The sequence below is a fragment of the Pseudarthrobacter sp. L19 genome, assembly GCF_050859435.1.
In the GTDB taxonomy this organism is placed as follows: domain Bacteria; phylum Actinomycetota; class Actinomycetes; order Actinomycetales; family Micrococcaceae; genus Arthrobacter.
In genome coordinates this window covers 1,730,106-1,752,851 of sequence record NZ_CP193935.1, presented here as the reverse complement: position 1 = coordinate 1,752,851, position 22,746 = coordinate 1,730,106, and the positions used below count along the sequence as shown (strand labels likewise).

Below are 22,746 nucleotides of genomic sequence, written 5' to 3'. Positions count from 1 at the left end.
CATGGAAATGGCGTCCCAACAACCCGCCCCCAGGTCCGCCCCGTCAGCCAGCCAGGCGCTGCGGCTCGCGCACCTGGTCTCGGACTCGGTGAACCACCTGCGCCTGAAGGCGGCGCGCAGCTGGAAGTTCTCCCCGCAGACCATTGCCTACCAGGGGTACGGTTCCACCGAATGGGTCCGCGTCCTGGCCCGGGTGCTGCTGACCAGCAAACCGGCGCCCGGCAGCCGGGCCGAGCAGGTGGCGCTCAACGGGAACCAGAACATCCGCGGCTGGCGCGCGTTCACCTCGGTGCCGATCCAGTTCGTCGAGGTGGAGATCGAGATCGGCGGCATCACGACGACTGTCCATGCCGACCGCGGCGGGATCGTGGACACCGTGATCCCCGTGCGTCTCGAACCGGGCTGGCACACTGCCACCATCCACGCCGAGGGCACCGAGCCCGCCGAGGCCTGGATTTATGTCATTTCCCCGGACACCACGCTGGGCATCGTCTCCGACATAGACGACACCATCATGGTCACCGCCCTCCCCCGCCCGTTCCTGGCGCTGTGGAACACCTTCGTGCTGAACGAACGCGCCCGGATGGCCACCCCGGGCATGGCCGTGCTGATGGACCGGCTGATGGTGGAGTACCCGGAGGCGCCGGTGATCTACCTGTCCACCGGGCCGTGGAACGCGGCCCCCACCCTGGCCCGGTTCATGACCCGCAATCTCTACCCCCAGGGGACGCTGTTGCTGACCGACTGGGGCCTCACCCACGACCGCTGGTTCCGCAGCGGCCAGGACCACAAGCGCCGGAACCTGGAACTGCTGGCCACCGAGTTCCCGAACATGCGCTGGCTGCTCTTCGGCGACAACGGCCAGCACGACGAGGAGATCTACTCCGACTTCGTGAAGGAGCACGCCAGCCAGGTGGCGGCGATCGGGATCCGGCAGCTATCCGCCGGCGAGGCGGTGCTGGCCGGCGGCCACTCGGGCAGCGGCGACCACAGCGCGTCCGGGGTGCCCTGGATCTACTCCCCGACGGCGCCGGCATGGTCAAGCGCCTGCAGGAGCTGGACCTGCTCTAGCCGGCCGCCGGCGCTGTTTCCTCCGGGGTGGCCTCGGCCGCCGCGGATTCCTTCGGGCTGGTTTCGGTCGGGGATTCCGCCGCCGACCGCCGAGCGGCCATGACCTCGCGGAGCCAGTGGAACGAGGCCTTGGGCGTGCGCTCCATGGTGTCCCGGTCCACGTGCAGCAGGCCGAACTGCTGGTGGTAGCCCGCGGACCATTCGAAGTTATCCAGCAGGGACCACACGTAGTAGCCGCGCAGGTCAATCGATTCCGCCGAACCGCCCGGGGAGGTCGCCTCGATGGCCGCCTCGATGTGCTCGGCGAGGTAGCGCACGCGGCGCTCGTCCGGGACGATCAGCCGGCCCTCGGCGTCGTGGATTTCCAGGTCCTGGAAGCTGGCGCCGCCCTCGGTGATGTAAACGGGCGGCAGGTTGGGGTAGCGCTCGGCCATCTCGGCCAGCGCCACGGCCATGTAGTCGGGCTTGATCGGCCAGCCGTAGGCGGTGAGCTCGGTGTCCGGGAAACTCTCGACGTGGAACGGCGTCGCTCCCCCGCCGCCGTTCAGGTCGTTGCCCATGGCCTCCGCCATGCCCTCGGGCACGGTGCCTTCGCCGGGGCCGGCCGCGACGCGGGTGGGCATGTAGTAGTTCAGTCCGTAGAAGTCCAGGGGCTGCGAGATCAGCTCCATGTCCTCCTTGGAGGGGCTGAAGGAGGAGAAGAACGTGGCGGCACGGATGGCATCCGGGTACTTGCCCAGCAGGACGGGATCGGCGTAGAGCCGGTTCTGGCCCATGTCCATGATGCCGGCGCTGACCTTGTCCAGGGGTTGATGGACGCCGGGACCATCGGCGAATAGACGTTGGTCATGCCGATCCCGCCGGGGACCTTGGCGGCCCGGAGCGCCTGCATTGCCAGGCCGTGGCCGAGGAGCTGGTGGTGGACGCTGGGCAGGGCCTTGAGCATGTGCGATTCGCCGGGGGCGTGGACGCCCAGCATGTACCCGTTGGCGCTGACCGTGGCGGGTTCATTGATGGTGACCCACCGGGCCACGCGGTCGCCGTACGCCGCCGCCGCGATCTCGGCGAACTCGCCCAGGCGGTACGCGGTGTCCCGGTTCATCCAGCCGCCGGCCTCGTCCAGCTCCAGCGGCGTGTCCCAGTGGTAGAGGGTGGCCATCGGGGCGATTCCGTTGGCCAGCAGCAGATCGATCAGCCGGTCATAGAAGTCCAGGCCCTTGGGGTTGACCGGGCCGCTGCCGCCGGGCTGGATGCGCGGCCAAGAGAGCGAAAACCGGTAGGAGTCGATGCCCAGGTCCTTCATCAGCGCGACGTCTTCGGGCATCCGGTGGTAGTGGTCGCAGGCCATCACCGGGCTGTGGTCGTCCACGATCGCGCCCGGCACCGCGGCGAAGACATCCCAGCCGGATTTGCCCCGGCCGTCCTCGTCCAGCGCGCCTTCGATCTGGAACGCGGCAGTGGCCACGCCCATGGTGAACCCTGCGGGCAGGATGGCGGCCAGATCGCGGGCGGAAGCTTTCATCGGTGGTTCCCCTATGCAGTTGCGCTGGTGATTGATTGATCTTAGGCCCGGAGCGGGGCGCTTCCTAAACCCCGGCCCGCGCCGCCGTGCCGCGGCCGGCCGCCGCCCGGAGTGCAGGTTCAGTAGTGCACGCCGTCGGGGCCGAACAGGAACTCCTTCGCGTGCGCCACGGCCTTCTTGAACGCGTCATTGCGCAGGGTGAGCAGCTGCTCGGCGTCGTCCGCCGCGGGCTCCAGGTAGGCGGTGAAGCCGGGGCGCAGGACCCAGATGTCGCCCGCCGGGGGCAGGTAGAAGACCCCGAACGAGCGGTGCTGGCTGTCCTCGGCGGCCCAGATTGGCACCACGGCCAGCGCCGCCCCGGTGTCGACGTTGATCCACTGGGCGCGCGGCAGCGGAAGTTCGTGCGCCTCCGGGTCAAGGAACGGTGCCGTGCCCTCGCCCCAGCGTTCCTCGAAGCGTTCGTGGAAGGCGGGGATCAGGTGTGAATCGTATTGCCGCCATGCGCTCATGGCTGCCCTCCTCTTATCCAGCTGCGGTGGTGGGTGCCGGGGCCCGGCGGCCGCGCATCACCACGGCCCCCGTTCCCAGCGCACCGGCGTGACCCGGACCAGCGGCTGCGTAGCCCGGCGCCGCACCGGGATGTCCCGGCCGGCACTATCGAAGCCTTCACTCCGTCCGTAGGCGGGGTCGTAGCGGGCCCGGGATTCCAGGTGGCGGAGGACGGCGAAGGCCTCAAGGACCCGGCGCACGTCCTTCCCGCCTGCCGCCCCCACGTCGGGGTGCAGGCTACGCAACAGCGCCCGGTACCGGCGCCGGATGTCAGCACCGGTAGCATCCGGCCCGACGCCCAGCGCGGCATACAGGCCCCGCGGGTCACGGTTCACGGCCCCGCCACTCCTTTCGGACGGCCCCTTGTGGACGGCTCCTTTTGGAATGCTCCTTTTGGACGGCGGGGACCCGGCGCCGGAGGGCACCGGATCCCGCGCCAAACCGGCAGAAATGCCGCCGGTGCTACTTGGCGATCTCGTGCATGCTGTCCTGGCTGTGCGTGATCTCGATCTTGCGCGCCTTGGCCTTTTCCAGGACCGGAATGCGCAGGGTCAGCACGCCGTCGGTATAGCCGGCCTTGATCTTTTCCGTGTCCAGCGAATCGCCCAGGATCAGTTGCCGGCTGAAGACGCCGCGGGGCCGCTCCGAGGCGATCATCTCGACGTTCGGCTGGGTCGGGTCACGGCGTTCGGCCCGGACGGTCAGGACGTTCCGTTCGATGTCGAGGTCCACCGAATCGACGTTGACGCCGGGGAGGTCGAAAGCGGCAACGAATTCGCCGTCCTCCTGCCAGGCGTCCATCGGCATCGCGGCAGGCCGCGCCGTGGTTCCGAAGACCTGCTGGGTCAGCCGGTCAAGCTCACGGAACGGGTCCGTACGCATCAACATCATTTCCCACTCCTTCATCCGAGAGTCCTTCAGGTTTTCGGGTTATCCGCCGCCTCTCCCTTCTACGAATTATCTATGGTGGCCGATATAGTTTTTATAGCACCGGCATCAAACTGGTGCAAGAGGATTTTGCGGCGCCGCGGCGGCGTCGACCCGAAGGAGGGCAGCATGGCGCAACGGGGGGACGACGTGGGGGTCTACGCGATTTCAGTGGTGGCCGAGCTGGTGGGCACGGGGCAGCAAAACATCCGGCTGTACGAGCGCAAGGGCCTGTTGACGCCCGACCGCACGGCGGGCGGCACCCGGCAATACAGCGAGACGGATCTGGCGGTGTTGCGGCGGATCGGTGAGCTGCTGGCGGATGGCCTGAACCTGGCCGGCGTCGCCAAGGTGCTGGAGCTGGAGACCGCCAACGCGGGGCTTCGCCGGGAGCTGGAGCGGCGCAAGGAGGCGCAGCGGCGCGGGACCCGCTAGAGGAGCGGCGGGGCGCGAGAGTCCGCGCGGCCCGCCGAACGGCTACTCCGCGGCGGATTCCTCTTTGGAGAGCTTGCCGGTGACCGGCTCCCCCTCGATACGGACGGTCCGCCAGGTGTCGAGCAGCATGACCGCGCCAAGGATCACCAAGGAGATGGACAGCGAGGCCAGCGCGTCGGTGGTCCAGTGGTACCCCAGGTACAGCCGGCTCAGCGCGGCGAAGACAATGCCGATGCCGGCGACGGTGAAGCCGACGACGGCGGCGCGCGGGTTCCGGCGCCGCGAGAAGACCAGGAACGTGGTGACCAGCAGGAAGTCGCAGGCGCCCAGGACGTGGCCGGAGGGGAAGGAGAAGGTGGCGTCGGCTCCGAAGAGCATCAGGTCCACCGGAGGGCGGTGGCGTTCGACGGCGTGGCCGATCAGCTGGGCGAGGATAACGCCGGTCAGCATGGCGCCGGCCAGCACCATGGGACGCCACGCGTGCTTGGCCAACAGGCCCCAGGCGACGGTCACCACCAGAATGATGATGGGCAGGCCGATCGGGCCGAAGACGATCGCCAGGATGATCATGATGGTGGTGGCGGGCTCGCCGCGCAGGGCCACCAGGCCGGATCGGATCGGTTCGTCCACCACACTGATGCCGGTGTGGGTCAGGACGCTGATCAGGATGAAGGTGAACAGCGCGGCGCCGAGAACCATCAGGATGGCGCCCGTGCGGTAGAGCCTGCGGCGGTCCTCGGCCTCCATATACCGCTCTTCAACGACGAACTTGTCGTGGAAGACCCGCCACCAGCCCGAGCGTTCTCCTGATTGGTCTTCCGCCATTGCCCGCGTCCGCCTCTGCCCTGTGTTCGTGGTCCCCGTGCTCTTACGCCCGGGACGTGGCCACCGCGTGGTGGCCGGCGGCCGGGCCGCCCGTATTGACCGTGTGCTTACTAATGTTCAGGAAGATTATCCCGGTTTGCTGTGAGGCCGGGCACCGGCGGCTCCGGACACACCGGAAATGAACCGGCGCGCCGCCCGCGTGGTGATTTGACTCACATTTAACTCAAAGGCTAATCTCACTTCAGCCGTGGTCCGCACGGCGTCACAGCGGGGTGAAGTGGAGCGCAGGGGGCGCTCCGGGAGAGGCAGTTCCGATGACCATAGCCAACGAGTGCATCGAGATCCAGGTGGACAGCCGCCGGCTGCTGGACGATCGGCTCAACGACGCGGTCCAGGGCCTGCAGCGGGTGGCCATGCTCACCGGCACCCACGGCATCCTGTTGACCCGCCACAAGCCCGGGCACTACACCGCGGCGCTCTCGGACCAGGTGCCGTTCGGCATGACCCGGGAACTGATCCACTAGGTCAGCCCAACGGCGCAGACCGGAGCACCGGCGCGCACCAGCATCCACAGACCAGGCCCCGGCCGGCTGAGCCTCGACTCGCCGCCCGGGGCCTTCTGTGCGTTGCCAACTTCTGGCATGCCCGCCCCTTCTGGTGCCCGCCTCTGTGATGCCCGGCGCCACACGGCGCCGGCCACTGCCGGTCACCAGTCGTGGACGGTCCCGTCGACCAGGCGGTTGTAGGGCAGGTAGGCCTGCTGGTAGGGGTACGCGGCGGCGGCTTCCTCGTTGAATTCCACTCCCAGCCCGGGCTCCTCCCCGGGTGCAGGTAGCCGTCGGTGAAGGTCATCGACTGTTCGAAGACCTCGTTGGTGGCGGCCGAGTGCTGCATGTACTCCTGGATGCCGTAATTGTGGATGGCAAGGCCCACGTGCAGCTGGGCGGCGAAGCCCACCGGCGAGATGTCCGTGGGGCCGTGGAAGCCGGACTTGACCTGGTACTGGGCGGCGAAGTCCATCACCTTCTTCAGCGGGCTGATGCCGCCAAAGTGGGTGGAAGCGGCCCGCACGTAGTCGATCAGCTGTTCCTTGATCAGGGCCTGGAAGTCGTAGACGGTGTTGAAGACCTCGCCGATCGCCAGCGGGGTGGTGGTGTGCTGCCGCACCAGCCGGAGCGCCTCCTGGTTCTCCGCCGGGGTGCAGTCCTCCAGCCAGAACAGATCGTACGGTTCCAGGGCCTTCCCCAGCTTGGCGGCCTGGATGGGCGTCATGCGGTGGTGGCCGTCGTGCAGCAGCGGCAGTTCCGGGCCGAACTCGTTCCGGACCGCTTCGAAGACCGTCGGGAGGTGCCGCAGGTAGGCGCGGGTGTCCCAGTCCTCCTCCTGCGGAAACGCGCCGCGCCCGGCCGGTTCGTAGTCGTACCGCTCGCCGGAGGCCTGGGCCTGCGCGGCCACCCCGTAGACGGCCTTGATCCCGGGGACCGCGGTCTGGATCCGGATGGACTTGTAGCCCAGCTCCAGGTGTTCGCGGACCGAGTCGAACAGGGAGGGCAGGTCCGAGCCCGAGGCGTGGCCGTAGGCGCGGAGCCCGTTGCGGGAGGCGCCGCCGAGCAGCTGGTAGACGGGCATCCCGGCCAGCTTGCCCTTGATGTCCCAGAGCGCCATGTCGACGGCGGCGATCGCGGCCATGGTGACGGGGCCGCGGCGCCAGTAGGAGCTGCGGTAGAGGAACTGCCAGGTGTCCTCGATCCTGTGCGGGTCCTTGCCGATCAGCAGCTGGGCGACGTGTTCCTTCAGGTACGCGGCGACGGCCAGTTCGCGGCCGTTCAGGGTGGCGTCCCCGATGCCGGTCACCCCGTCCTCCGTGGTGATCCGGAGGGTCACGAAGTTCCGGGACGGGCTGGTGACGAAGACGTCGGCGGCAATGATTTTCATGGGTGGAGCGGTCCTTTCGCGGCGGACGGTGACGGCGGACTCTGTTGGCGGACTCCGACGAGGAATGGGGGCGCCTCAGCGCTGCGTGCCGCCATCGGGGACGGCGCCCAGCAGGGCCAGTTCGGCGGCGGTGGGCAGGCCCTCGCAGTCACCGGCGGAGCTGACGGCGAAGGCGCCGGCCAGGGTGCCGCGGCGCAGGCGTTCGGCGGTGCCGCGGCCCTCGAGCAGGGCGGAGAGGTAGCCGGCGGTGAAGGCGTCGCCGGCGCCGACGGTGTCGATGCTGGTGACGGGGACGGCGGGGGCCTCCAGGCGGCCCGCGGCGGTGTAGACGCCGGCGCCGGCGGCACCGCGTTTGACCACGACGTCGAGGACGCCGCGGCCCAGCAGTTCCGCGGCCATCGCTGCCTCCCGCTCCGCACCGGCACTTTCGGCACCGGCACCGGCCCCGGCAACCGGATCGGCGTCGGTGGCCCCGGTCCCCCGGCGGCCGCGCGCGCCGCCGTCGGCCACCAGGTCCAGCTCGTCGTCGGAGGCGATCAGCACCGTGGCATGCCGGGCCAGCGGCGTCAGCACGGCGCGTGCCTCGTCGCGGGACCAGAGCTTGGCGCGGTAGTTCACGTCCAGGCTAACGGTCAGTCCCTCGGCGGCGCCGCGGGCGGCGGCGTACTCCACCGCCCTGCGGGCCTCAGGGCTGAGGGCCGGGGTGATGCCGGTCAGGTGCAACGCCCGGGGCGCGGCGGCGAAGGCCCGGTCCACGTCGTCCCGGTTGAGGGTGGAGCCGGCGGACCCGGCCCGGTAGTAGAACGCCCGGCTGATGTCCGCGGTGCGGCGTTCGAGGAACATCACCCCGGTGGCGCGGGTGTCCTCCACCCGGTGGCGGACGTCGATGCCCTCGCCGCGCAGGCCGCGCAGGATGAATTCGCCGTGCGGGTCGGCCCCGACGACGCCGGCCCAGGCCACGCGGTGGCCCAGCCGTGCGACGCCGACCGCCACGTTGGATTCGGCCCCGGCCACGTGCATGCCCAGGCTCCCGCCGGCCGAGAGCGGGCCGGCGGAGCGGAGCGAGACCATGGCCTCGCCGAGGGTGAGCAGGTCGACGCTCACGGCCGGGCCGCCGGGACGGCGGCGTAGCCGGAGGCCAGTTCGACGAAGGCGCGGGCGCGTTCCCGGACCGGTTCGAGGTCCCCGCCGGAGGCGGCGTCGCCGAACAGCGGACCGCCCAGGCCCACGCCCACGGCGCCGGCGTCCCAGTAGCTTTCGGCCTCGTTCAGTCCCACGCCGCCCACCGCGATGAAGGGGATGCCGGGGAACGGGTCGCGGACGGCCTTCAGGTAGCCGGGGCCGCCGACGGAGGCGGGGAAGAGTTTCACGGCCGTGGCGCCGCGGTTCATTGCCTCGTAGGACTCGCTGGGGGTGAACGCCCCGGCCAGGACGGGCAGCTCCAGCCGGACCGCTTCCTCGATGGAGCTGGCCAGCGAGGGGGTCACGATGAACTGTCCGCCGGCTTCGGCAACGTCGGCGACGTCGTGGGCGGTCAGGACGGTGCCGGCGCCGACGTAGCAGCCCTCGGGCGCCGCGGCCCGGACCGCCGCGATGGCGCCCAGGGCGTCGGGGGTGGTGAGGGCGATCTCGACGAAGCGGAAGCCCTCCCCGAGGGCGGCGAGGGCCGCGCGGGCGGCGGCTCCGCCGTCGTTGCCGCGCACGATCGCGACCAGGCGGGTGGCGCTGATGCCGCCCAGCAGGGCCGCTGAAGTGAGGGTGGTGTTCATGCTTCCTACCATTCTGCGAAGGCGCCGTCGTTGTGGCGCCAGACCGGGCCGCGCCAGGCGTGGCCGCGCTTGTCCGCGGCACGGACCACGGCCTCGTCGATCTCGATGCCGAGGCCCGGGCCGGTGAGCCGCTCGATGTGGCCGTCGACGAATTTCAGCGGCGTCTTGTCCACCACGTAGTCCAGGACCTCGGCGCCCTGGTTGTAGTGAATGCCGATGCTCTGCTCCTGGATCAGGAAGTTCGGGGTCGCGAACCCTACCTGCAGGCAGGCGGCCAGGGCCAGCGGCCCCAGGGGGCAGTGCGGGGCCAGCTGGACCTCGTAGATTTCGGCCAGTGAGGCGATCTTGCGCACCTCGGTGATGCCGCCGGCGTGGGAGAGGTCCGGCTGGGCCACGGCGATGCCGGCCTGCAGGGCGGGCAGGAATTCCTGCCGGCTGTAGAGCCGCTCGCCGGTGGAGACCGGGGTGGTGGTGGAGGCGGCGAACTCCCGCAGCAGGTGCGTGTTCTCCGGGACCACGGGTTCCTCGAGGAAGAACGGCCGGTACGGTTCCAGCAGCGGCGCCACCCGGCGGGCGTTGGCCAGGCTGAAGCGGCCGTGGAAGTCGACGGCGACGTCGCGGTGGTCGCCCAGCACTTCGCGAGCGGCGGCCACACGGCGGACGACGCCGTCGAGCTCGGCCACGGAGGCGAGCGGGCTCATCCGTCCGCTGGCGTTCATCTTCACCGCAGTGAGGCCCACCTCCAGCTGCGCGCTGATCTGGTCCGCCACCTCGTTGGGTTCGTCGCCGCCCACCCAGCCATACATCCGGATCCGGTCCCGGACGTGGCCGCCCAGGAGCTGGTGCACGGGGGCGTCGAAGTGCTTGCCGGCGATGTCCCAGAGGGCCTGGTCCAGGCCGGAGACGGCACTGGCCAGGATGGGGCCGCCGCGGTAGAAGGAGCCCTTGGTCATCACCTGCCAGTGGTCCTCGATCCGCAGCGCGTCCTGGCCGATCAGGACCTCGGAGAGCTGGTCCACGGCGGTGCGGACGGTTTCGCTGCGGCCCTCGCAGGTGGCCTCGCCCCAGCCGACGATTCCGCTCTCGGTCTCGATCCGGACGAAGAGCCAGCGCGGCGCGACGAGGAAGGTTTCGATTCTGCTGATGCGTGTCATTCGTGCCTAGCCCTTGGTGGCCCCGGCGGTGAGGCCGGAGACGATGTATTTCTGCGTGAAGAGCGCAATGATCATGATCGGGATGGTGACCACCGTGGCGGCGGCCATCAGTCCGCCCCAGTCGATGCTGGCGTAGGAGACGAAGTCGAAGATTGCCACCGGCAGGGTCTTGGTCTTGGAGCCCGAGAGCACCAGGGCGAACATGAAGTTGTTCCACGAGAAGATGAAGGACAGGATGCCGGCCGTGGCGATGCCGGAGACGGAGAGCGGCAGGGTGATCCGGCGGAACGCCCCGATCGGGGTGAGCCCGTCCACCTGCGCGGATTCCTCGAGTTCCAGCGGCAGCGAGTCGAAGTAGCTCATCATGATGTAGACGATCAGCGGCAGCGCCACGAACATGTGGCTGAGGATCAGCACCTCGAAGCCGCCCACCATCTTCAGGTTGGAGAAGACGTAGTACCAGGGCACCAGCAGCGAGACGCCGGGGATGACACGGGCCATCAGGACCACCAGGGCCGAGCGGTGCATGGTGAACCGGCTCATGGCGTAGGCGGCGGGGACGCCGAGCACCAAGGACAGCGCCGTGGAGACGAAGGCCACCCAGAAGCTGTTGAAGATGAAGATGAAGTAGTTGTTCCTCTGCAGCACGTTGGCGTAGTTCTCGCCGGTGGGCGTGAAGACGAAGGACTTGGCCGTGTCGTAGATGTCCACGTTGGTCTTGAAGGAGGCCAGCAGCATCCAGATCAGCGGGGCGATGAGGAAGAGTACGACGGCGATCAGCGCGACGACGCGGAAGACCTTGTAGGCGCGGGTGGCCAGCGGCTTGCGGCGGCGGGCGGGACGGGGCGCCGCCGACGGGGCGGGTGCGATGCCGGCCGGGGTCTGGGTGGGGACGGTCATTTGCTTACCGCTTTCTTGCGCATGGTCAGCAGCCACATGGTGCCGATGATGATCATGAAGAACAGGATCAGCACCGCGGAGGAGAGCCCGTACTGGTTGTAGTCGAAGCTCAGGCCGTAGGCGTAGACGTTGAGGGTCTCCACCTCGTGGAAGGAGCCGCCGCCCTTGCCCTTGGTGGCGTAGAGGATGTCGAAGGTCTTCAGCGCGTCGATGCCGCGCAGCAGGATGGCGACGATCACGGTCGGCATCATCAGCGGCAGGGTGATGAAGAAGAACCGCTGGAAGGAGTTGGCGCCGTCCATCCGGGCGGCCTCGTCGGGTTCGTCCGAGAGCGAGGTCAGGCCGGCGAGGAGGATCAGCACCACCATGGGCGTCCATTGCCAGATGTCCATGAAGATGGTGGTGCCCAGGGCGGTGTCCTGGCCGGAGAGCCAGGGCTGCGGCGGGATGCCGATCATGCCCAGGAGCTGGTTGACGAAGCCGATGTTGGGGTCGAAGATCAGGCGCCACATCATGCCGACCGCCACGGGGGTGGCCACCAGCGGGAGCAGGATCGCGACGCGGACCCACTTCTCGCCGCGGAACGGCCGCCAGAGCAGCAGGGCGATGCCCATGCCCAGGACTACCTCGCAGATCAGGGCCACGCCGGTGAAGGAGAGGGTGCGGCCGACGGCGGGCCAGAACCGTTCGACGTCGGAGAGCACGGTGACGTAGTTGTCCAGGCCGATGAACTCCGACGCCGCGCGGACCGAGCCCTGCGAGTCGGTCAGGCTCAGGTACAGGGTCCAGGCCAGCGGGAAGATGATCAGGACGCCGACGAAGATCATCGCCGGGGCGGCGAAGATCCACTTGCGGTGCCGGTTGGCCCAGGCGGAGAAGCTTCGCTGCGGGCCGGCTGAGCGGGCCGGGCCGCGGCCGGCGGTCCCCGGCGGCGTGTCGCTGCGGGTGGTGTTCAGAACAGACATGGTTCACCTAAGGAGTCAGGGGGTGAAGGTGGGGCCGGCGGTCCGGCCCGGAGTGGAGCGGTCCCCCGCGGGACGGCCGGAGAACCGGCCGTCCCGCGGGGGAAGGAGCGCTACTTCTTTTCGCTGTCCAGGAACTTCTGGAACGCGTCCGACGCCGAGGAAGCCTCGGTGGAGGCATCCGCGCCGGTGATCGTGGCGACGATCGGGGCGCCGACGATTTCGCGGGCCTTGCCGACGGTGACAACCTCGGGACGGTCGTGGCCGACGCCGTTCTTGGCGCTGACGGCGATCGCGTCGGCGAGGTCCTTCGGGTAGGTGGAGGTGCCGGCCGGGTCGGCCCAGACCGAGGCACGCGGGCCGGGGACGCCGGCCTTCTGTGCGGCCAGGGTGCGGTCCTTGCTGGTGGCCCACTGGATGAACTTCCAGGCGTTGTCCTGGTTACTGGAGGCCTTGTTGATGGCCAGGCCCCACGAGGGGATGTTGTACGGCTTGGAACCGGCCGGGCCGGCGGGAAGGGCGGCGAAGCCCACCTTGTCGGCGACCTTGGACTTGGCCGGGTCGGTGGCGTTCTTGTAGAGCGAGTCGGCCTCGGTGTAGAAAGCGGCCTTGCCCTGGGTGAAGATGGCCATCGCCTCGGGCCAGCTCATGTCGGTGCTGACGTTCTTGGGGCCGGAGTTCTTGATCAGGCCGCCGTAGAAGGAGTAGGCCTTCTTGGCCGCGTCGCTGCCGATGGCGGACTTGCCGTTGGCGTCGATGAAGTCGCCGCCGAAGCTGTAGAGGAAGCTGGAGAACTGGGTGACGGCGGCGGACTTGCCGGTGCGGGCCACGAAGCCGGCGGTGTCAGGGTTGGCGGCCGAGATCTTCTGGGCGGCGGCCTGCAGTTCGTCCATGGTCTTGGGAACCTCGATGCCGGCGGCCTGCAGCAGGTCCTTGCGGTAGTAGAGGACCTCGCGCTCGGTGATGATCGGGACGCCGACCACCTTGCCGTCGACGGTGGAGGCCTTGACCGGGCCCTCCTGGTAGTCCTTCCAGTCCCAGCCGGCGTCACCGGTGACCTTGGAGGTCAGGTCCGCGAGGTAGCCGTTCTTGGCGAATGCCTTGCCCTCCTGGAGCGGGCGGTACATCATGACGTCGATTTCGTCGCTGCCGGCGTTGAGCTTGACGTTGTACTGGTCGGAGAGCTGGTCCTCGCCGAGCTGGGTGAGTTCGACCTTGAGGCCGGTGGCCTTCTCGAACTCGGGGATCGCGGCCTTGATGCCGTCGGTCCACACGTGGTTGGCCAGGGTGACCCGGACGGTGCCGGCTGCCTTGGCATCGCTGCTGCCGCTGCCACCGCCGCAGGCTGTCAGTCCGAGCGAGAGGGCCGCGGCCACCGCCGCGTATTTCACCATAGAACGCCGCTTCATTACGACTCCCTTGTCTTCAGGGCCGGACCCGGTCCAGCCGTGCGCGGATGCATCTTTACATCTGCTCTGGAGCGATCCTAGTGAAATAAAGCAGACTTAAACAACCCCTTGCGCCCACCCGTATGCTTTATTCATGCAAACCCCAAAGGCGGAGTCTTCAGCTGACCTGCACTCCGTGCTGGTCCAGACGCTGGGCCTCGCCATTGCCGAGGGGACCCTGGCGCCGCACTCGATCCTGCGGCTGGATGAACTCGAGGCCCGGCACGGGGTGTCCCGGTCCGTGGTGCGTGAGGCCACCCGGGTGCTCTCGGCCATGGGCATGCTGGAATCCCGCCGCCGGCTCGGCACCGTGGTCCGGCCGGAGGAATGCTGGAACCTCTACGACCCGCAGGTGATCCGGTGGCGGCTGGCCTCTTCGCGCCGGGTGGACCAGCTGCGGGCTCTGGAACGAACTGCGCGGCGCCATCGAACCGCAGGCGGCGAGGCTCGCCGCGGAGCGGGCCACCTGGGAGGCCGGCAGCGACCTGGTGGCGCAGGCCGCCCGCCTCTGGGCAGCCGGGCAGCGCGGCAACCAGGACGAGTTCCTGCGCCTGGACATCGAGTTTCATGCCACCGTGCTCCGGGCCTCGGGCAACCCGATGTTCTCCCAGCTCCACAACCTGGTGGCGGAGGTCCTCACCGGCCGCACCGAGCACGGCCTGATGCCGCACCTGCCCCAGCACGAGGCGCTGCAGCTGCATGTCGACGTCGCCAGCGCCATCCAGCGCGGCGAAATGGACGCCGCCCACGCCGCCATGCGGCGCATCGTGGAGCAGTCCACCGAGGAAATCGGCGACATCTGGTCCAGCAGCCATCAGCAAAACGCCGGCAGGGACGACGCCGGGGCGGCCCCCGCGCCGGGGGCCGCCCCGCAACCGGGGACGGCCGCCGCCCCGTAAGCCGGGAGGCAACCCCGCGCTAGCGGCCGCCGGCGATCTTGCGGCTGCGCTGTTCCCGGGCCATCGGCCCGTACGGGTAGACGCCCACCCGGGGCGCGCTGACCTCGTCGAGCCGCGCCAGCTCGTCGTCGGAGAGCTCCAGCCCGGCCGCCGCGAGGTTGTCCTCCAGCTGCTCCACGCTCCGCGCGCCCAGGATCACCGAGGTGACCGCGGGCTGCCCGGCCAGCCACGCGAGCGCCACCTGGGCGTCGCTGACGTTGTGCCCTTCCGCGATGGCGTGCACGGCGTCGACGATCTCCCACGTGCGCGGATCCGCGTTGCGCGCCTCCCACGCCTCCATGCCGCGCTTCGGGTTCTCGCCCAGGCGGGTGGCACCCTGCGGGGCCTGGTCGCGGCGGTACTTGCCGGAGAGCCAGCCTCCGCCCAGCGGCGACCACGGGAGCAGGCCGATCCCGGCGTCGAGGGAGGCGGGCACGATCTCCGACTCGATCTCGCGCACCAGCAGGCTGTACTGCGGCTGCAGGGTCACCGGCGGGTTCCAGCCGTGGGCGCGAGCCAGGTGCACGGCCTTGGTCAGCTGCCAGCCGAGGAAGTTCGAGAAGCCGTAGTAGCCGATCTTCCCGCTGCGCACGGCGTCGTCGAGGAACCGCAGGGACTCCTCCAGCGGGGTGATCGGGTCCCAGGCGTGCAGCTGGTACAGGTCGATCTGATCCACGCCCAGCCGGCGCAGCGAATCATCCAGCGCCCGGGTCAGGTGCCGCCGGGAGGTGCCGACGTCGTTGGGCGCCGCACCCATCGGGAAGCGCCCCTTGGAGGCGATCACGACGGAGTCCCGGGCGTCCGGCCGGGCGGCGAGCCAGCGGCCGATGATTTCCTCCGAGACGCCGGCGGAGTAGACGTCGGCCGTGTCGATGAAGTTGCCGCCTGCGGCGACGTAGCAGTCGAGGATCGCGTGCGACTGCTCCTCGGTGGCCTCGGCGCCGAACGTCATGGTCCCGAGGGCGTACGTGGAGACGACGGCGCCGCTGGCGCCCAGGGTGCGGTAGTCCATGCGGGTCCTCAGTCTTCGGTGGGGGTGGTCTCGAGGGAGTGGTAGTCGCGCCAGCTGTGTTCCGGTTCGTACCCGAGGACGCGGCGGGCCTTGTCGATCGAGAGCATGGTCTCGTGCTCGCCGAGGTCCTTGACCACCTTCACGCCGGGGAAGACCTCAGCCGCGAGTTCGGCGCTGGGCCGGCTCATGACGGTGTCAGCGTTGGCAATCACGAAGGCCTCGAAGCCTGGCTCGGTGTACGCCAGCGCCCGGGCCACGGCCTGTGCGCCGTCGCGGCCGTCGATGTAGCCCCAGAGGTTCCACTTGCGGAGCCGGGCGTCGGCGTCGAAGGACGGGAATTCCTCGTAGTCCTCGGCGTCCATGACGTTGGAGAACCGCAAGGCGCTGATGCTCAGGGTGGGGTCCCAGCGGGTCAGCTGAATGGCCATCTGCTCCTCCAGGTGCTTGACCAGGGAGTAGGTGCTCTCCGGGCGGGCCGCGTACTCCTCGTCCACCGGGATATAGGGCGGGTCGATGTCGAAGGGCAGGCCCAGCACGGTCTCGCTGGAGGCGGAGACAATTTTCTTGATCCCGGCCCGGCGGGCAGCCTGGAAGACGTTGTAGGTGGCCAGCACGTTGTTCTCGAAGGTGGCCGCGTCCGGGGCCAGTCCGGGTGCCGGGATCGCGGCCAGGTGCACGATCGCATCGAAGCCCTCGTGCCGGTCGTCCAGGCCAAGGATCACGTCCACCACGTGGCCGTAGTTGCGCAGGTCCACCCGGGTGAAGCCGGGATCCCGCTCTCCGGTCTGGTCCAGGGCGGTCACCTGGTGGCCGTCGGCCCTGAGCCTGCGGACCACGTGCCGTCCCAGTTTTCCGTTTGCTCCGGTTAGTGCAATTCTCATCGGTTCTCCTCGTGGTCGCGACGCTGCCGTGGCTCCACCCTAGATCGGCCGCGGCCCCGCCGCACACAGGGTCCGCCCAGAGGACAGTGCTACATCGGCTCCCCCGCGGTGACTTTCGGCCCTAGGCGGCGCCCGGGGCGGCGGGAATGGTGGGGGCATGGGCGCAGATCAGCGGATTGTCGTGGGTGTCGATGGCTCGGAATTCTCGACGACGGCGCTGCGCCTCGCCGGGCGCATGGCGGACGGGCTGGGCGCCCCCTTGGCTGTGGTCACCTGCCTGGGCAGCTCCGACCACTTCTTCGCCTCCCACTTGCCGGAGGAGCGCGCCGCCTCCACCGAAGAGCTGGAGGAAACCGCCAAACGGCTGCTGGAGGAGACGCTGGAGCGGGCCTTCGGCAGCGAGCGCCCTGAGCGGCTGAGCCGCGAGGTGAAGTTCGGGCCGCCGGCGAAGGTGCTGGTCGATGAAAGCGCCGACGCCCAGCTGTTGGTGGTGGGCCGCCGGGGCCGCGGCGGCTTCCTCGCGCAGGTGATGGGATCGGTGAGCGGCGCCTGCGCCGCCCACTCCAAGTGCCCGGTCCTGATCGTGGGCCAGGACAACGCCGGACAGGCCGGGGCCGCCGGGTCGGCGTGACGCCCGGGAGGCAACCCATGCAGTCGGCACGAACCAGCATCGTAGCGGGCCTGGCCCTGATGGGCGTCGGGTTGCTGTGGCTGCTGGACGTCCTCGGGGTGCTGGCGGGCGCCGTCGTAATCCCGCCGCTGATCTTCGCCGCCGTGGGCGTGGCCTTCGCGGTGCTCTTCGTCCGGGACCGGGCCTTTTGGTGGGCGGCGATCCCCGGTTCGGTCTTCCTGGGCCTGGCCGCCGTGATCCTGGCCGGCCAGGCCGGCGCGGGCGGCCGGGCCGGCGCCTTCCTGTTCGTCCTGATGGCGGCGGGGTTCGCGGCCGTCTTCCTGCGGGTCCCCGGTTACTGGTGGGCACTGATTCCGTGCGGGGTGATGCTGACCCTGGCGGTGGTGGTGGCCCTGCCGGCGGGCCTCCCGGATGCCACCACCGCCGCCGTCTTCTTCCTGGGCCTCGCGGTGACCTTCGCCGTCCTCGCCCTGGTCCCGGTCCACGGGGAACCGGAGTCCGGGGCATCGCCTACCGCCGCGGGCGGAACCCCCGTGCGAGCGGTGCGGATGCGGTGGCCGCTGGCGCCGGCAGCCGTGCTGGGTGTGCTGGGGGTCGTGTTCCTGGTGCAGGCCGCCGCCGTCCTGGTGCCGTCCGCCGTCGTCGTCCCGGCGGTGGTGACCCTCGCCGGCATCGGGCTGCTCGCCTACGCGGTCCGGGCGCACCGGCATGGGGGCAACCGGCCGCACGGCGCCTAGGCGGAGTTCCGGCGAAGGCTGTCCGCCGGGCGCCCCGGGCGGCTAGGATAGTCAGCATGCTTATCAAAGCGTCCTGAGCAGGCCCGACGGAAGGCATCACCATGAGCAGCTACCACCCCGAAAATGACCCGGCCAACCCGGACCCGCCCAAGCCCGGCGGCGGCTCGGCGGACCCGGAGGCCGCGGAGGCGCTGAAGGCCCGGCATGCCGCAGCCCGCGGCGACGGCCAGCCCGATGCGGCGGCGTCACCGAACCCGGATCCGCTGGCGGGAAACATCACCGGGCTGGAGCCGGGCGGCGGCGTTCCGCCCGGAGAGACACCCCCGGCGGAGGGCCAGATGAGCCGGGACCAGGGGCACACCGAGTAACGGCTTCCAAACAGGGACTCCGGCCCGGGGCCGGTTCTACGAGCCGGCGTCTGAGCCCTGCACCAGTTCATCGAGGGCGGCGCGGAGCCGGGTGCCGGCGTCGTCCGCCACCTCACGCACCGCATCGCTGTCGCTGAGCTGCACCATGGTCTGGGGGTCGATGGCCTGGACCGTCGTGGCCGGATCCCCTGCCCCGCGGCGGACCACCACGTTGCACGGAAGCAGGGCCCCGAGCTCCGGCTCGGCGGCGAGCGCCTTGCTGGCCAGGTTCGGGTTGCAGGCACCCAGGATCACGTAGTCGCCCACGGCCGAGGCGGCGTCCTCCCCAGTTTTGCCGCGAAGGTGTCGCGGACGTTGATCTCGGACAGCACCCCGAAGCCCTGGGCGGCGAGCGCCGCCTTGGTCTTCGCCACTGCTTCTTCCCAGCTGGCCGGCACGACGGCGGTGTACGTGTACTGCATGCATCACTCCTTGGCGGTGGCGGCCCTCGCGGGCGCGAGGTGCTTGCCGAACCAGTCTCTGGCCAGGATGGCCGCGGCGGCAAGGGTCCCCGGTTCCTCGAAAAGGTGCGTGGCCCCCTGGACCACGGCCAGCTGGTTCGGGCAGCGCAGCTGTGCCTTTGCCTGGCGGTTCAGCTCCAGGACCTCGGTATCCAGGCCGCCGACGATCAGCAGCGTCGGGGCGCGCACGGCGCCGAGCCGCGAGCCGGCCAGGTCCGGCCGGCCGCCGCGGGAGACCACAGCCGTGACCCGGGCAAAGGGTTCGGATGCGGACCACAGCGCCGCCGCCGCGCCGGTGCTGGCCCCGAAGTAGCCCACGTCGCACACCGCGGTGTCCTCACGGGTACCCAACCATTCCGTGGCGGCCGTGAGCCTGCGGGCGAGCAGCTGGATGTCGAAGACGTTCGCACGGTCACGCTCCTCGGCCGGGGTCAGCAGGTCCAGCAGCAGGGTCCCCAGCCCGGCGTGCTGCAGCACCCCCGCCACGAAGCGGTTCCGGGGGCTGTGCCGGCTGCTGCCGCTGCCGTGGGCGAAGACGACGACGGCGCGCGCCGGCACCGGCAGGTGCAGCTGCCCCGCCAGCCGCACGCCGTGGGCCGGGATCTCCACTTCCTGCTCAACCTCGGCCGGGTCCGGTGCCGCGGCCGTCCCCGTGCCCTGATACGCCGGGGCGTCATGGAGCCTGCGGGCTGCGGCGTCTAGGAGCTGGACCACCTCGTCATCCTCGGTCGGTGAGAAGTCCCGGTAGTGGTAGCCGACGGCGGTGAACTGGCGCGGGGTGGCCAGGCAGACCACCTCGTCGGGCTCCACCAGCCGGGCGAGGGTGTCAGCGGGCGCCACCGGGACGGCCAGGACCACCCGGGCGGCGCCGAGCTGCCGGGCGATTTTGCAGGCGACCCGTGCCGTGGATCCGGTGGCGATCCCGTCGTCGACGATCACCGCGATCCGGCCGGTCAGGTCCTGGCGGCGGCGGCCCCTGCGGAAGCGGGCCACCCGGTCCTCCAGGACCACCCGCTCGCGGTCCTCCACGGCGCGTATTTCGTCCTCGCCCACCCGGGACTGGGCCAGGACGTGTTCTTCGAGGACTCGGGCCCCGCCCTCCCCGATCGCCCCCATGGCCAGTTCCGGTTGGTAGGGCAGGCCCAGTTTCCGGACCACGATCACATCCAGCGGGGCGTCCAGGGCAGCGGCCACCTCCGCCCCCACGGGCACGCCGCCGCGGGGCAGTCCCAGCACCACAATGTCCTTGCCGCGAAGGTCCCAGAGGCGCCTCCCCAGCTGCCGCCCGGCGTCGACCCGGTCTTCAAAAATGCTCATGGTCCCGGCTTTCCGATCAGGGAGGCGGCCGCCGGGCACCGCCGGCGGAGTGGGCCGCCGGGGCGGTGGATGCCCGGCCGGGCCGCTTCATCTCACTATCGTTCACGGCTTTCGGGGGCGTGAGGGCCCTTGGACCCGGTTTCGTTTGCCGCGGTTTTGCCTGCCGCGGCGGGGCGCCAACGGTGCCCGGCGGGCATGGCGGGTGGTGGCGCCGGGGGTGCTGAACCGCGCGGCCCGCCGGGCCATGTGGTGGTCCCGGCCCCGCCGCCGGACACGGGGCAGAACCGCCGCAGGGGGCTGCTGCGCGGCCCGGGCAAAGAACCACTGCTTCGCTACCTCCACCAGCACCAGGTAGACCACCGTCATGCCCAGCAGCGCCAGGAAGAACGGGACCGGAAGCGGGTCGAATCCCAGCAGCCCGGCCAGCGGGGAGAGCGGGAGGAAGACGCCCACCGCCACGACCCCAAGCGACGCTCCGAGCAGCCCGGCGGAGGGCCGGCTGCGCAGGAACGGGACCCGCCGGGTGCGGATCGCGAAGATGATCAGCGTTTGCGTGGCGATCGATTCGATGAACCAACCGGCCCGGAACTCCCCGGGACGGCGTTGAAGACGTACAGCATCAGGCCGAACGTCGCGAAGTCGAAGAGGGAGCTGATCGGGCCGAAGAGGAACATGAACCGCCGGATGAAGCCGATGTTCCAGTGCGCCGGCGCCAGCAGCTGCTCGCGGTCCACCCGGTCCCCGGGGATGGCCAGCTGGCCGGTGTCGTAGAGCAGGTTGTTGAGCAGGATCTGGCCCGGAAGCATCGGCAGGAAGCTCAGCACCACGGAGGCCGTCGCGGCGCTGAACATGTTCCCGAAGTTGCTGGAGGTCCCCATCAGCACGTACTTGATGGTGTTGGCGAAGATCCGGCGGCCCTCCATCACGCCGTCGGCCAGGACACCCAGGTCCTTGTCCAGGAGAACGACGTCGGCGGCGTCCTTGGCCACGTCGGTGGCGCTGTCCACGGAGATGCCGATGTCCGCCTGGTGCAGGGCAAGCGCGTCGTTGACGCCGTCGCCCATGAATCCCACCGCCCCGCCGCTCTGGCGCAGCAGCCGGATGATCCGGGCCTTCTGCTCGGGCGAGACGCGGGCGAAGATGCTGGCCTCGCGGGCGGCGGCGCTCAGCTCCGGGTCGGACATGGCCTCGGCCTCGGCGCCGGTGATAGTGCCGCCGGAGAGGACGCCGAGTTCGTCGCAGACCCGCTCGGCCACCTTCGCGTTGTCCCCGGTGGCGATCTTGACCGTGATGCCCAGTGCCTCCAGCCGGTCCAGCGATTCGCGCGCGTTGGCCTTGGGCGGGTCGAGGAAGACCAGGAAGCCGGCCAGCCGGAGCCCGGTTTCGTCGGCGGGGGTGAGGTCCGCCAGCCCGGGCGCCTCCCGGGTGGCCACCGCCACGACGCGGGAGCCGGCGGCGAACTGGGCGTCCAGCAGCGCCTGGACCTCGGCGGTGACGGGTCCGCAGAGGGCCAGGACGTCTTCCGGGGAGCCCTTGGTGATGATCCGCGGCCTGCCGTCGCCGTCGCGGACCAGTACGGAGGTGCGGCGCCGGAGGTGGTCGAAGCCGATCACGTCGAGGCGTTCGTACCGCGCCGGCTCGAAGCCGGCGGCCTGCGGCGATTCCCACAGCGCGGCGTCCAGCGGGTTCTGGCCGATGACGGAGCGCTCCGCCGCGGAGTAATCCACCTCGGTGGCCAGGAGTCCCAGGGTGAACAGCTCGGGCGGGCCGGTTCCCTGAGCCACGGGGAGCGCCATCGTGAAGCTGATCCTGCCCTCCGTCAACGTGCCGGTCTTGTCCGTGACCAGGATGTCCATGTCGCCGAGGTCCTCGATGCAGACCAGCCGCTTGACCAGGACTTTCCGTTTAGCCAGCTGCCGGGTTCCGGTGGCCAGGCTGGTGCTGACCACGGCGGGCAGGAGCTGGGGGGTGATGCCCACCGCGATGGCGAGGGAGAACAGCAGCGACTCGATCACCGGCCGCTGCAGGAGCAGGTTGGCGACAAAGATCAGCGAGGTCAGCCCGATGGCGACCTCCAGCAGCAGGAAGGAGAACCGCTTGAGGCCCAGCTGGAACTCTGTTTGCGGTTGCCGCTCCCCGAGGCCCAGGGCGATCCGGCCGAATTCGGCGCGTCCGCCGGTGGCGACCACCACGCAGGTGCAACTTCCGGACTGGATGACGGTGCCCATGAAGGCGCAGGAGGTCAGGTCGGCGAGCGAGGCGTTCTCCGTCACGGGCGCGGGCGTCTTGGCCACCGGCATTGACTCGCCGGTCAGGATGCTCTCGTCGCAGAGCAGGTCTTTAGCCCTAAGGATGCGCAAGTCCGCCGGGATGATGGCGCCGAGGCCCAACTGGACGACGTCGCCCGGGACCAGAGAGGTGACGTCCACCTCGCAGACGGTGCCGTCACGGACCACGACGGCGGTGTGCGTGACCCGGGAGTGCAGGGCCTCGGCTGCCCGCTCCGCGCGGAATTCGTTGCTGAACCCCAAGCCGACGCTGACGAGGAGGATCACGCCGATCACCACCGAGTTGGTGGCGTCGCCCAGCGAAAGGGAAAGCCCGGCGGTGATCAGCAGCAGGATCAGGATGGGGCTACGGAACTGCCGTGCCAGCACGGACCAGGCGCTGGCCTCGTGGGTCCGGACCGCATTGGGTCCCACCGCGTCCAGCCGGTCCGCGGCCGTAGCCCCGGACAGCCCGTCCGGCCCGGAGCCGAGGGCGGTCAGGACGGCGTCGGGCGCCTGCCGCGCGGCGTCGGTGATGGTCAGCGGCGGGGAGGCGGCCTCCCGTAGTTCAAGCTGTGACATGCGGTATCCGTCCGAG

22 protein-coding genes and 4 pseudogenes are annotated in these 22,746 nt (G+C 70.0%); 8 read left to right on the top strand and 18 right to left on the bottom strand.

The window, feature by feature from the left end:
* Window position 1 precedes the first annotated feature (1 nt).
* Window positions 2-1,174, top strand: coding sequence for an App1 family protein (locus ACRQ5B_RS08305; protein ID WP_432393234.1), 1,173 nt, complete (start codon window positions 2-4; stop codon window positions 1,172-1,174).
* Here the strand turns inward: ACRQ5B_RS08305 and ACRQ5B_RS08300 are convergent.
* From ACRQ5B_RS08300 to ACRQ5B_RS08285, 4 genes and pseudogenes are all read right to left on the bottom strand, one after another.
* Window positions 1,068-2,593: pseudogene (locus tag ACRQ5B_RS08300) on the bottom strand (GH1 family beta-glucosidase). The gene ACRQ5B_RS08305 and the pseudogene ACRQ5B_RS08300 overlap by 107 nt on opposite strands.
* A gap of 119 nt (window positions 2,594-2,712) precedes the next feature.
* Window positions 2,713-3,102 carry a hypothetical protein gene (locus ACRQ5B_RS08295; RefSeq protein ID WP_412884001.1) on the bottom strand — a complete coding sequence of 130 codons (390 nt, stop codon included), beginning with the start codon at window positions 3,100-3,102 and terminating at the stop codon, window positions 2,713-2,715.
* Window positions 3,103-3,159: 57 nt separating this feature from the next.
* Window positions 3,160-3,477 (bottom strand): J domain-containing protein, encoded by a 318-nt coding sequence (locus ACRQ5B_RS08290; RefSeq protein ID WP_432393233.1) that lies wholly within the window; start codon window positions 3,475-3,477, stop codon window positions 3,160-3,162.
* A gap of 127 nt (window positions 3,478-3,604) precedes the next feature.
* Window positions 3,605-4,030, bottom strand: coding sequence for an Hsp20/alpha crystallin family protein (locus ACRQ5B_RS08285; protein ID WP_432398724.1), 426 nt, complete (start codon window positions 4,028-4,030; stop codon window positions 3,605-3,607).
* A 75-nt stretch (window positions 4,031-4,105) separates the two neighbouring features.
* On the opposite strand from ACRQ5B_RS08285, the gene ACRQ5B_RS08280 reads away from it, so the two are divergent.
* Window positions 4,106-4,504: a MerR family transcriptional regulator gene (locus ACRQ5B_RS08280; RefSeq protein WP_432393232.1), complete on the top strand. Its 399-nt coding sequence runs from the start codon at window positions 4,106-4,108 to the stop codon at window positions 4,502-4,504.
* 42 nt (window positions 4,505-4,546) lie between these two features.
* On the opposite strand, the gene ACRQ5B_RS08275 is transcribed toward ACRQ5B_RS08280, so the two are convergent.
* Window positions 4,547-5,329 (bottom strand): phosphatase PAP2 family protein, encoded by a 783-nt coding sequence (locus tag ACRQ5B_RS08275; protein ID WP_432393231.1) that lies wholly within the window; start codon window positions 5,327-5,329, stop codon window positions 4,547-4,549.
* Window positions 5,330-5,643: 314 nt separating this feature from the next.
* Between ACRQ5B_RS08275 and ACRQ5B_RS08270 the strand changes: the two genes are divergently transcribed.
* Complete coding sequence (locus tag ACRQ5B_RS08270; protein WP_432393230.1) at window positions 5,644-5,853, top strand: hypothetical protein; 210 nt, start codon at window positions 5,644-5,646, stop codon at window positions 5,851-5,853.
* A 182-nt stretch (window positions 5,854-6,035) separates the two neighbouring features.
* Here ACRQ5B_RS08270 and manD read toward each other — a convergent pair.
* The 7 genes and pseudogenes from manD to ACRQ5B_RS08235 all read right to left on the bottom strand — a co-directional run bounded on the left by manD (window position 6,036) and on the right by ACRQ5B_RS08235 (window position 13,458).
* A pseudogene (gene manD, locus ACRQ5B_RS08265) lies at window positions 6,036-7,264 on the bottom strand (D-mannonate dehydratase ManD).
* Window positions 7,265-7,339: 75 nt separating this feature from the next.
* Window positions 7,340-8,368, bottom strand: a complete 1,029-nt coding sequence (locus tag ACRQ5B_RS08260) for a sugar kinase (RefSeq protein WP_432393229.1) — start codon at window positions 8,366-8,368, stop codon at window positions 7,340-7,342.
* Entirely contained in the window at window positions 8,365-9,033 is a 669-nt protein-coding gene (locus ACRQ5B_RS08255; RefSeq protein WP_432393228.1) for a bifunctional 4-hydroxy-2-oxoglutarate aldolase/2-dehydro-3-deoxy-phosphogluconate aldolase, read from the bottom strand. Before ACRQ5B_RS08255 ends, ACRQ5B_RS08260 begins: the two co-directional genes overlap by 4 nt.
* A gap of 5 nt (window positions 9,034-9,038) precedes the next feature.
* Entirely contained in the window at window positions 9,039-10,187 is a 1,149-nt protein-coding gene (gene dgoD / locus ACRQ5B_RS08250; protein WP_432393227.1) for a galactonate dehydratase, read from the bottom strand.
* A gap of 6 nt (window positions 10,188-10,193) precedes the next feature.
* Window positions 10,194-11,087, bottom strand: a complete 894-nt coding sequence (locus tag ACRQ5B_RS08245; protein ID WP_432393226.1) for a carbohydrate ABC transporter permease — start codon at window positions 11,085-11,087, stop codon at window positions 10,194-10,196.
* Window positions 11,084-12,052, bottom strand: coding sequence for a carbohydrate ABC transporter permease (locus ACRQ5B_RS08240; protein WP_432393225.1), 969 nt, complete (start codon window positions 12,050-12,052; stop codon window positions 11,084-11,086). Before ACRQ5B_RS08240 ends, ACRQ5B_RS08245 begins: the two co-directional genes overlap by 4 nt.
* Window positions 12,053-12,162: 110 nt before the next feature.
* Window positions 12,163-13,458, bottom strand: coding sequence for an ABC transporter substrate-binding protein (locus tag ACRQ5B_RS08235; protein WP_400158396.1), 1,296 nt, complete (start codon window positions 13,456-13,458; stop codon window positions 12,163-12,165).
* A 133-nt stretch (window positions 13,459-13,591) separates the two neighbouring features.
* Between ACRQ5B_RS08235 and ACRQ5B_RS08230 the strand changes: the two are divergent.
* Together ACRQ5B_RS08230 and ACRQ5B_RS08225 are read left to right on the top strand one after the other, a co-directional pair.
* Window positions 13,592-13,753 (top strand): annotated as a pseudogene (locus tag ACRQ5B_RS08230) (GntR family transcriptional regulator); the annotation flags it as partial.
* A 157-nt stretch (window positions 13,754-13,910) separates the two neighbouring features.
* Window positions 13,911-14,396 (top strand): FadR/GntR family transcriptional regulator, encoded by a 486-nt coding sequence (locus ACRQ5B_RS08225; RefSeq protein ID WP_432398723.1) that lies wholly within the window; start codon window positions 13,911-13,913, stop codon window positions 14,394-14,396.
* Window positions 14,397-14,415: 19 nt separating this feature from the next.
* Here the strand turns inward: ACRQ5B_RS08225 and ACRQ5B_RS08220 are convergent, their stop codons facing one another.
* Window positions 14,416-15,447 (bottom strand): aldo/keto reductase, encoded by a 1,032-nt coding sequence (locus ACRQ5B_RS08220; protein WP_432393224.1) that lies wholly within the window; start codon window positions 15,445-15,447, stop codon window positions 14,416-14,418.
* A gap of 8 nt (window positions 15,448-15,455) precedes the next feature.
* The gene (locus ACRQ5B_RS08215; protein ID WP_432393223.1) at window positions 15,456-16,328 is read right to left on the bottom strand and encodes an NAD-dependent epimerase/dehydratase family protein; all 873 of its coding nucleotides are present in this window, start codon (window positions 16,326-16,328) and stop codon (window positions 15,456-15,458) included.
* Between the two features lie 157 nt (window positions 16,329-16,485).
* Between ACRQ5B_RS08215 and ACRQ5B_RS08210 the strand changes: the two genes are divergently transcribed.
* The 3 genes from ACRQ5B_RS08210 to ACRQ5B_RS08200 all read left to right on the top strand — a co-directional run bounded on the left by ACRQ5B_RS08210 (window position 16,486) and on the right by ACRQ5B_RS08200 (window position 18,064).
* Window positions 16,486-16,959, top strand: coding sequence for a universal stress protein (locus tag ACRQ5B_RS08210; protein ID WP_432393222.1), 474 nt, complete (start codon window positions 16,486-16,488; stop codon window positions 16,957-16,959).
* A 17-nt stretch (window positions 16,960-16,976) separates the two neighbouring features.
* Complete coding sequence (locus tag ACRQ5B_RS08205; RefSeq protein WP_432393221.1) at window positions 16,977-17,696, top strand: hypothetical protein; 720 nt, start codon at window positions 16,977-16,979, stop codon at window positions 17,694-17,696.
* Window positions 17,697-17,797: 101 nt separating this feature from the next.
* Window positions 17,798-18,064, top strand: a complete 267-nt coding sequence (locus ACRQ5B_RS08200; protein ID WP_432393220.1) for a DUF6480 family protein — start codon at window positions 17,798-17,800, stop codon at window positions 18,062-18,064.
* 36 nt (window positions 18,065-18,100) lie between these two features.
* Here the strand turns inward: ACRQ5B_RS08200 and ACRQ5B_RS08195 are convergent.
* The 4 genes and pseudogenes from ACRQ5B_RS08195 to mgtA form a co-directional block, all read right to left on the bottom strand.
* Window positions 18,101-18,525 (bottom strand): annotated as a pseudogene (locus ACRQ5B_RS08195) (DUF302 domain-containing protein).
* Between the two features lie 3 nt (window positions 18,526-18,528).
* Window positions 18,529-19,881, bottom strand: a complete 1,353-nt coding sequence (locus ACRQ5B_RS08190) for a phosphoribosyltransferase family protein (RefSeq protein WP_432393219.1) — start codon at window positions 19,879-19,881, stop codon at window positions 18,529-18,531.
* A gap of 102 nt (window positions 19,882-19,983) precedes the next feature.
* A complete protein-coding gene (locus tag ACRQ5B_RS08185) occupies window positions 19,984-20,412 on the bottom strand; it encodes a hypothetical protein (RefSeq protein WP_432398722.1) in 429 nt (142 codons plus the stop codon).
* Window positions 20,413-20,423: 11 nt separating this feature from the next.
* Window positions 20,424-22,730 carry a magnesium-translocating P-type ATPase gene (gene mgtA, locus ACRQ5B_RS08180; RefSeq protein ID WP_432393218.1) on the bottom strand — a complete coding sequence of 769 codons (2,307 nt, stop codon included), beginning with the start codon at window positions 22,728-22,730 and terminating at the stop codon, window positions 20,424-20,426.
* Window positions 22,731-22,746 lie beyond the last annotated feature (16 nt).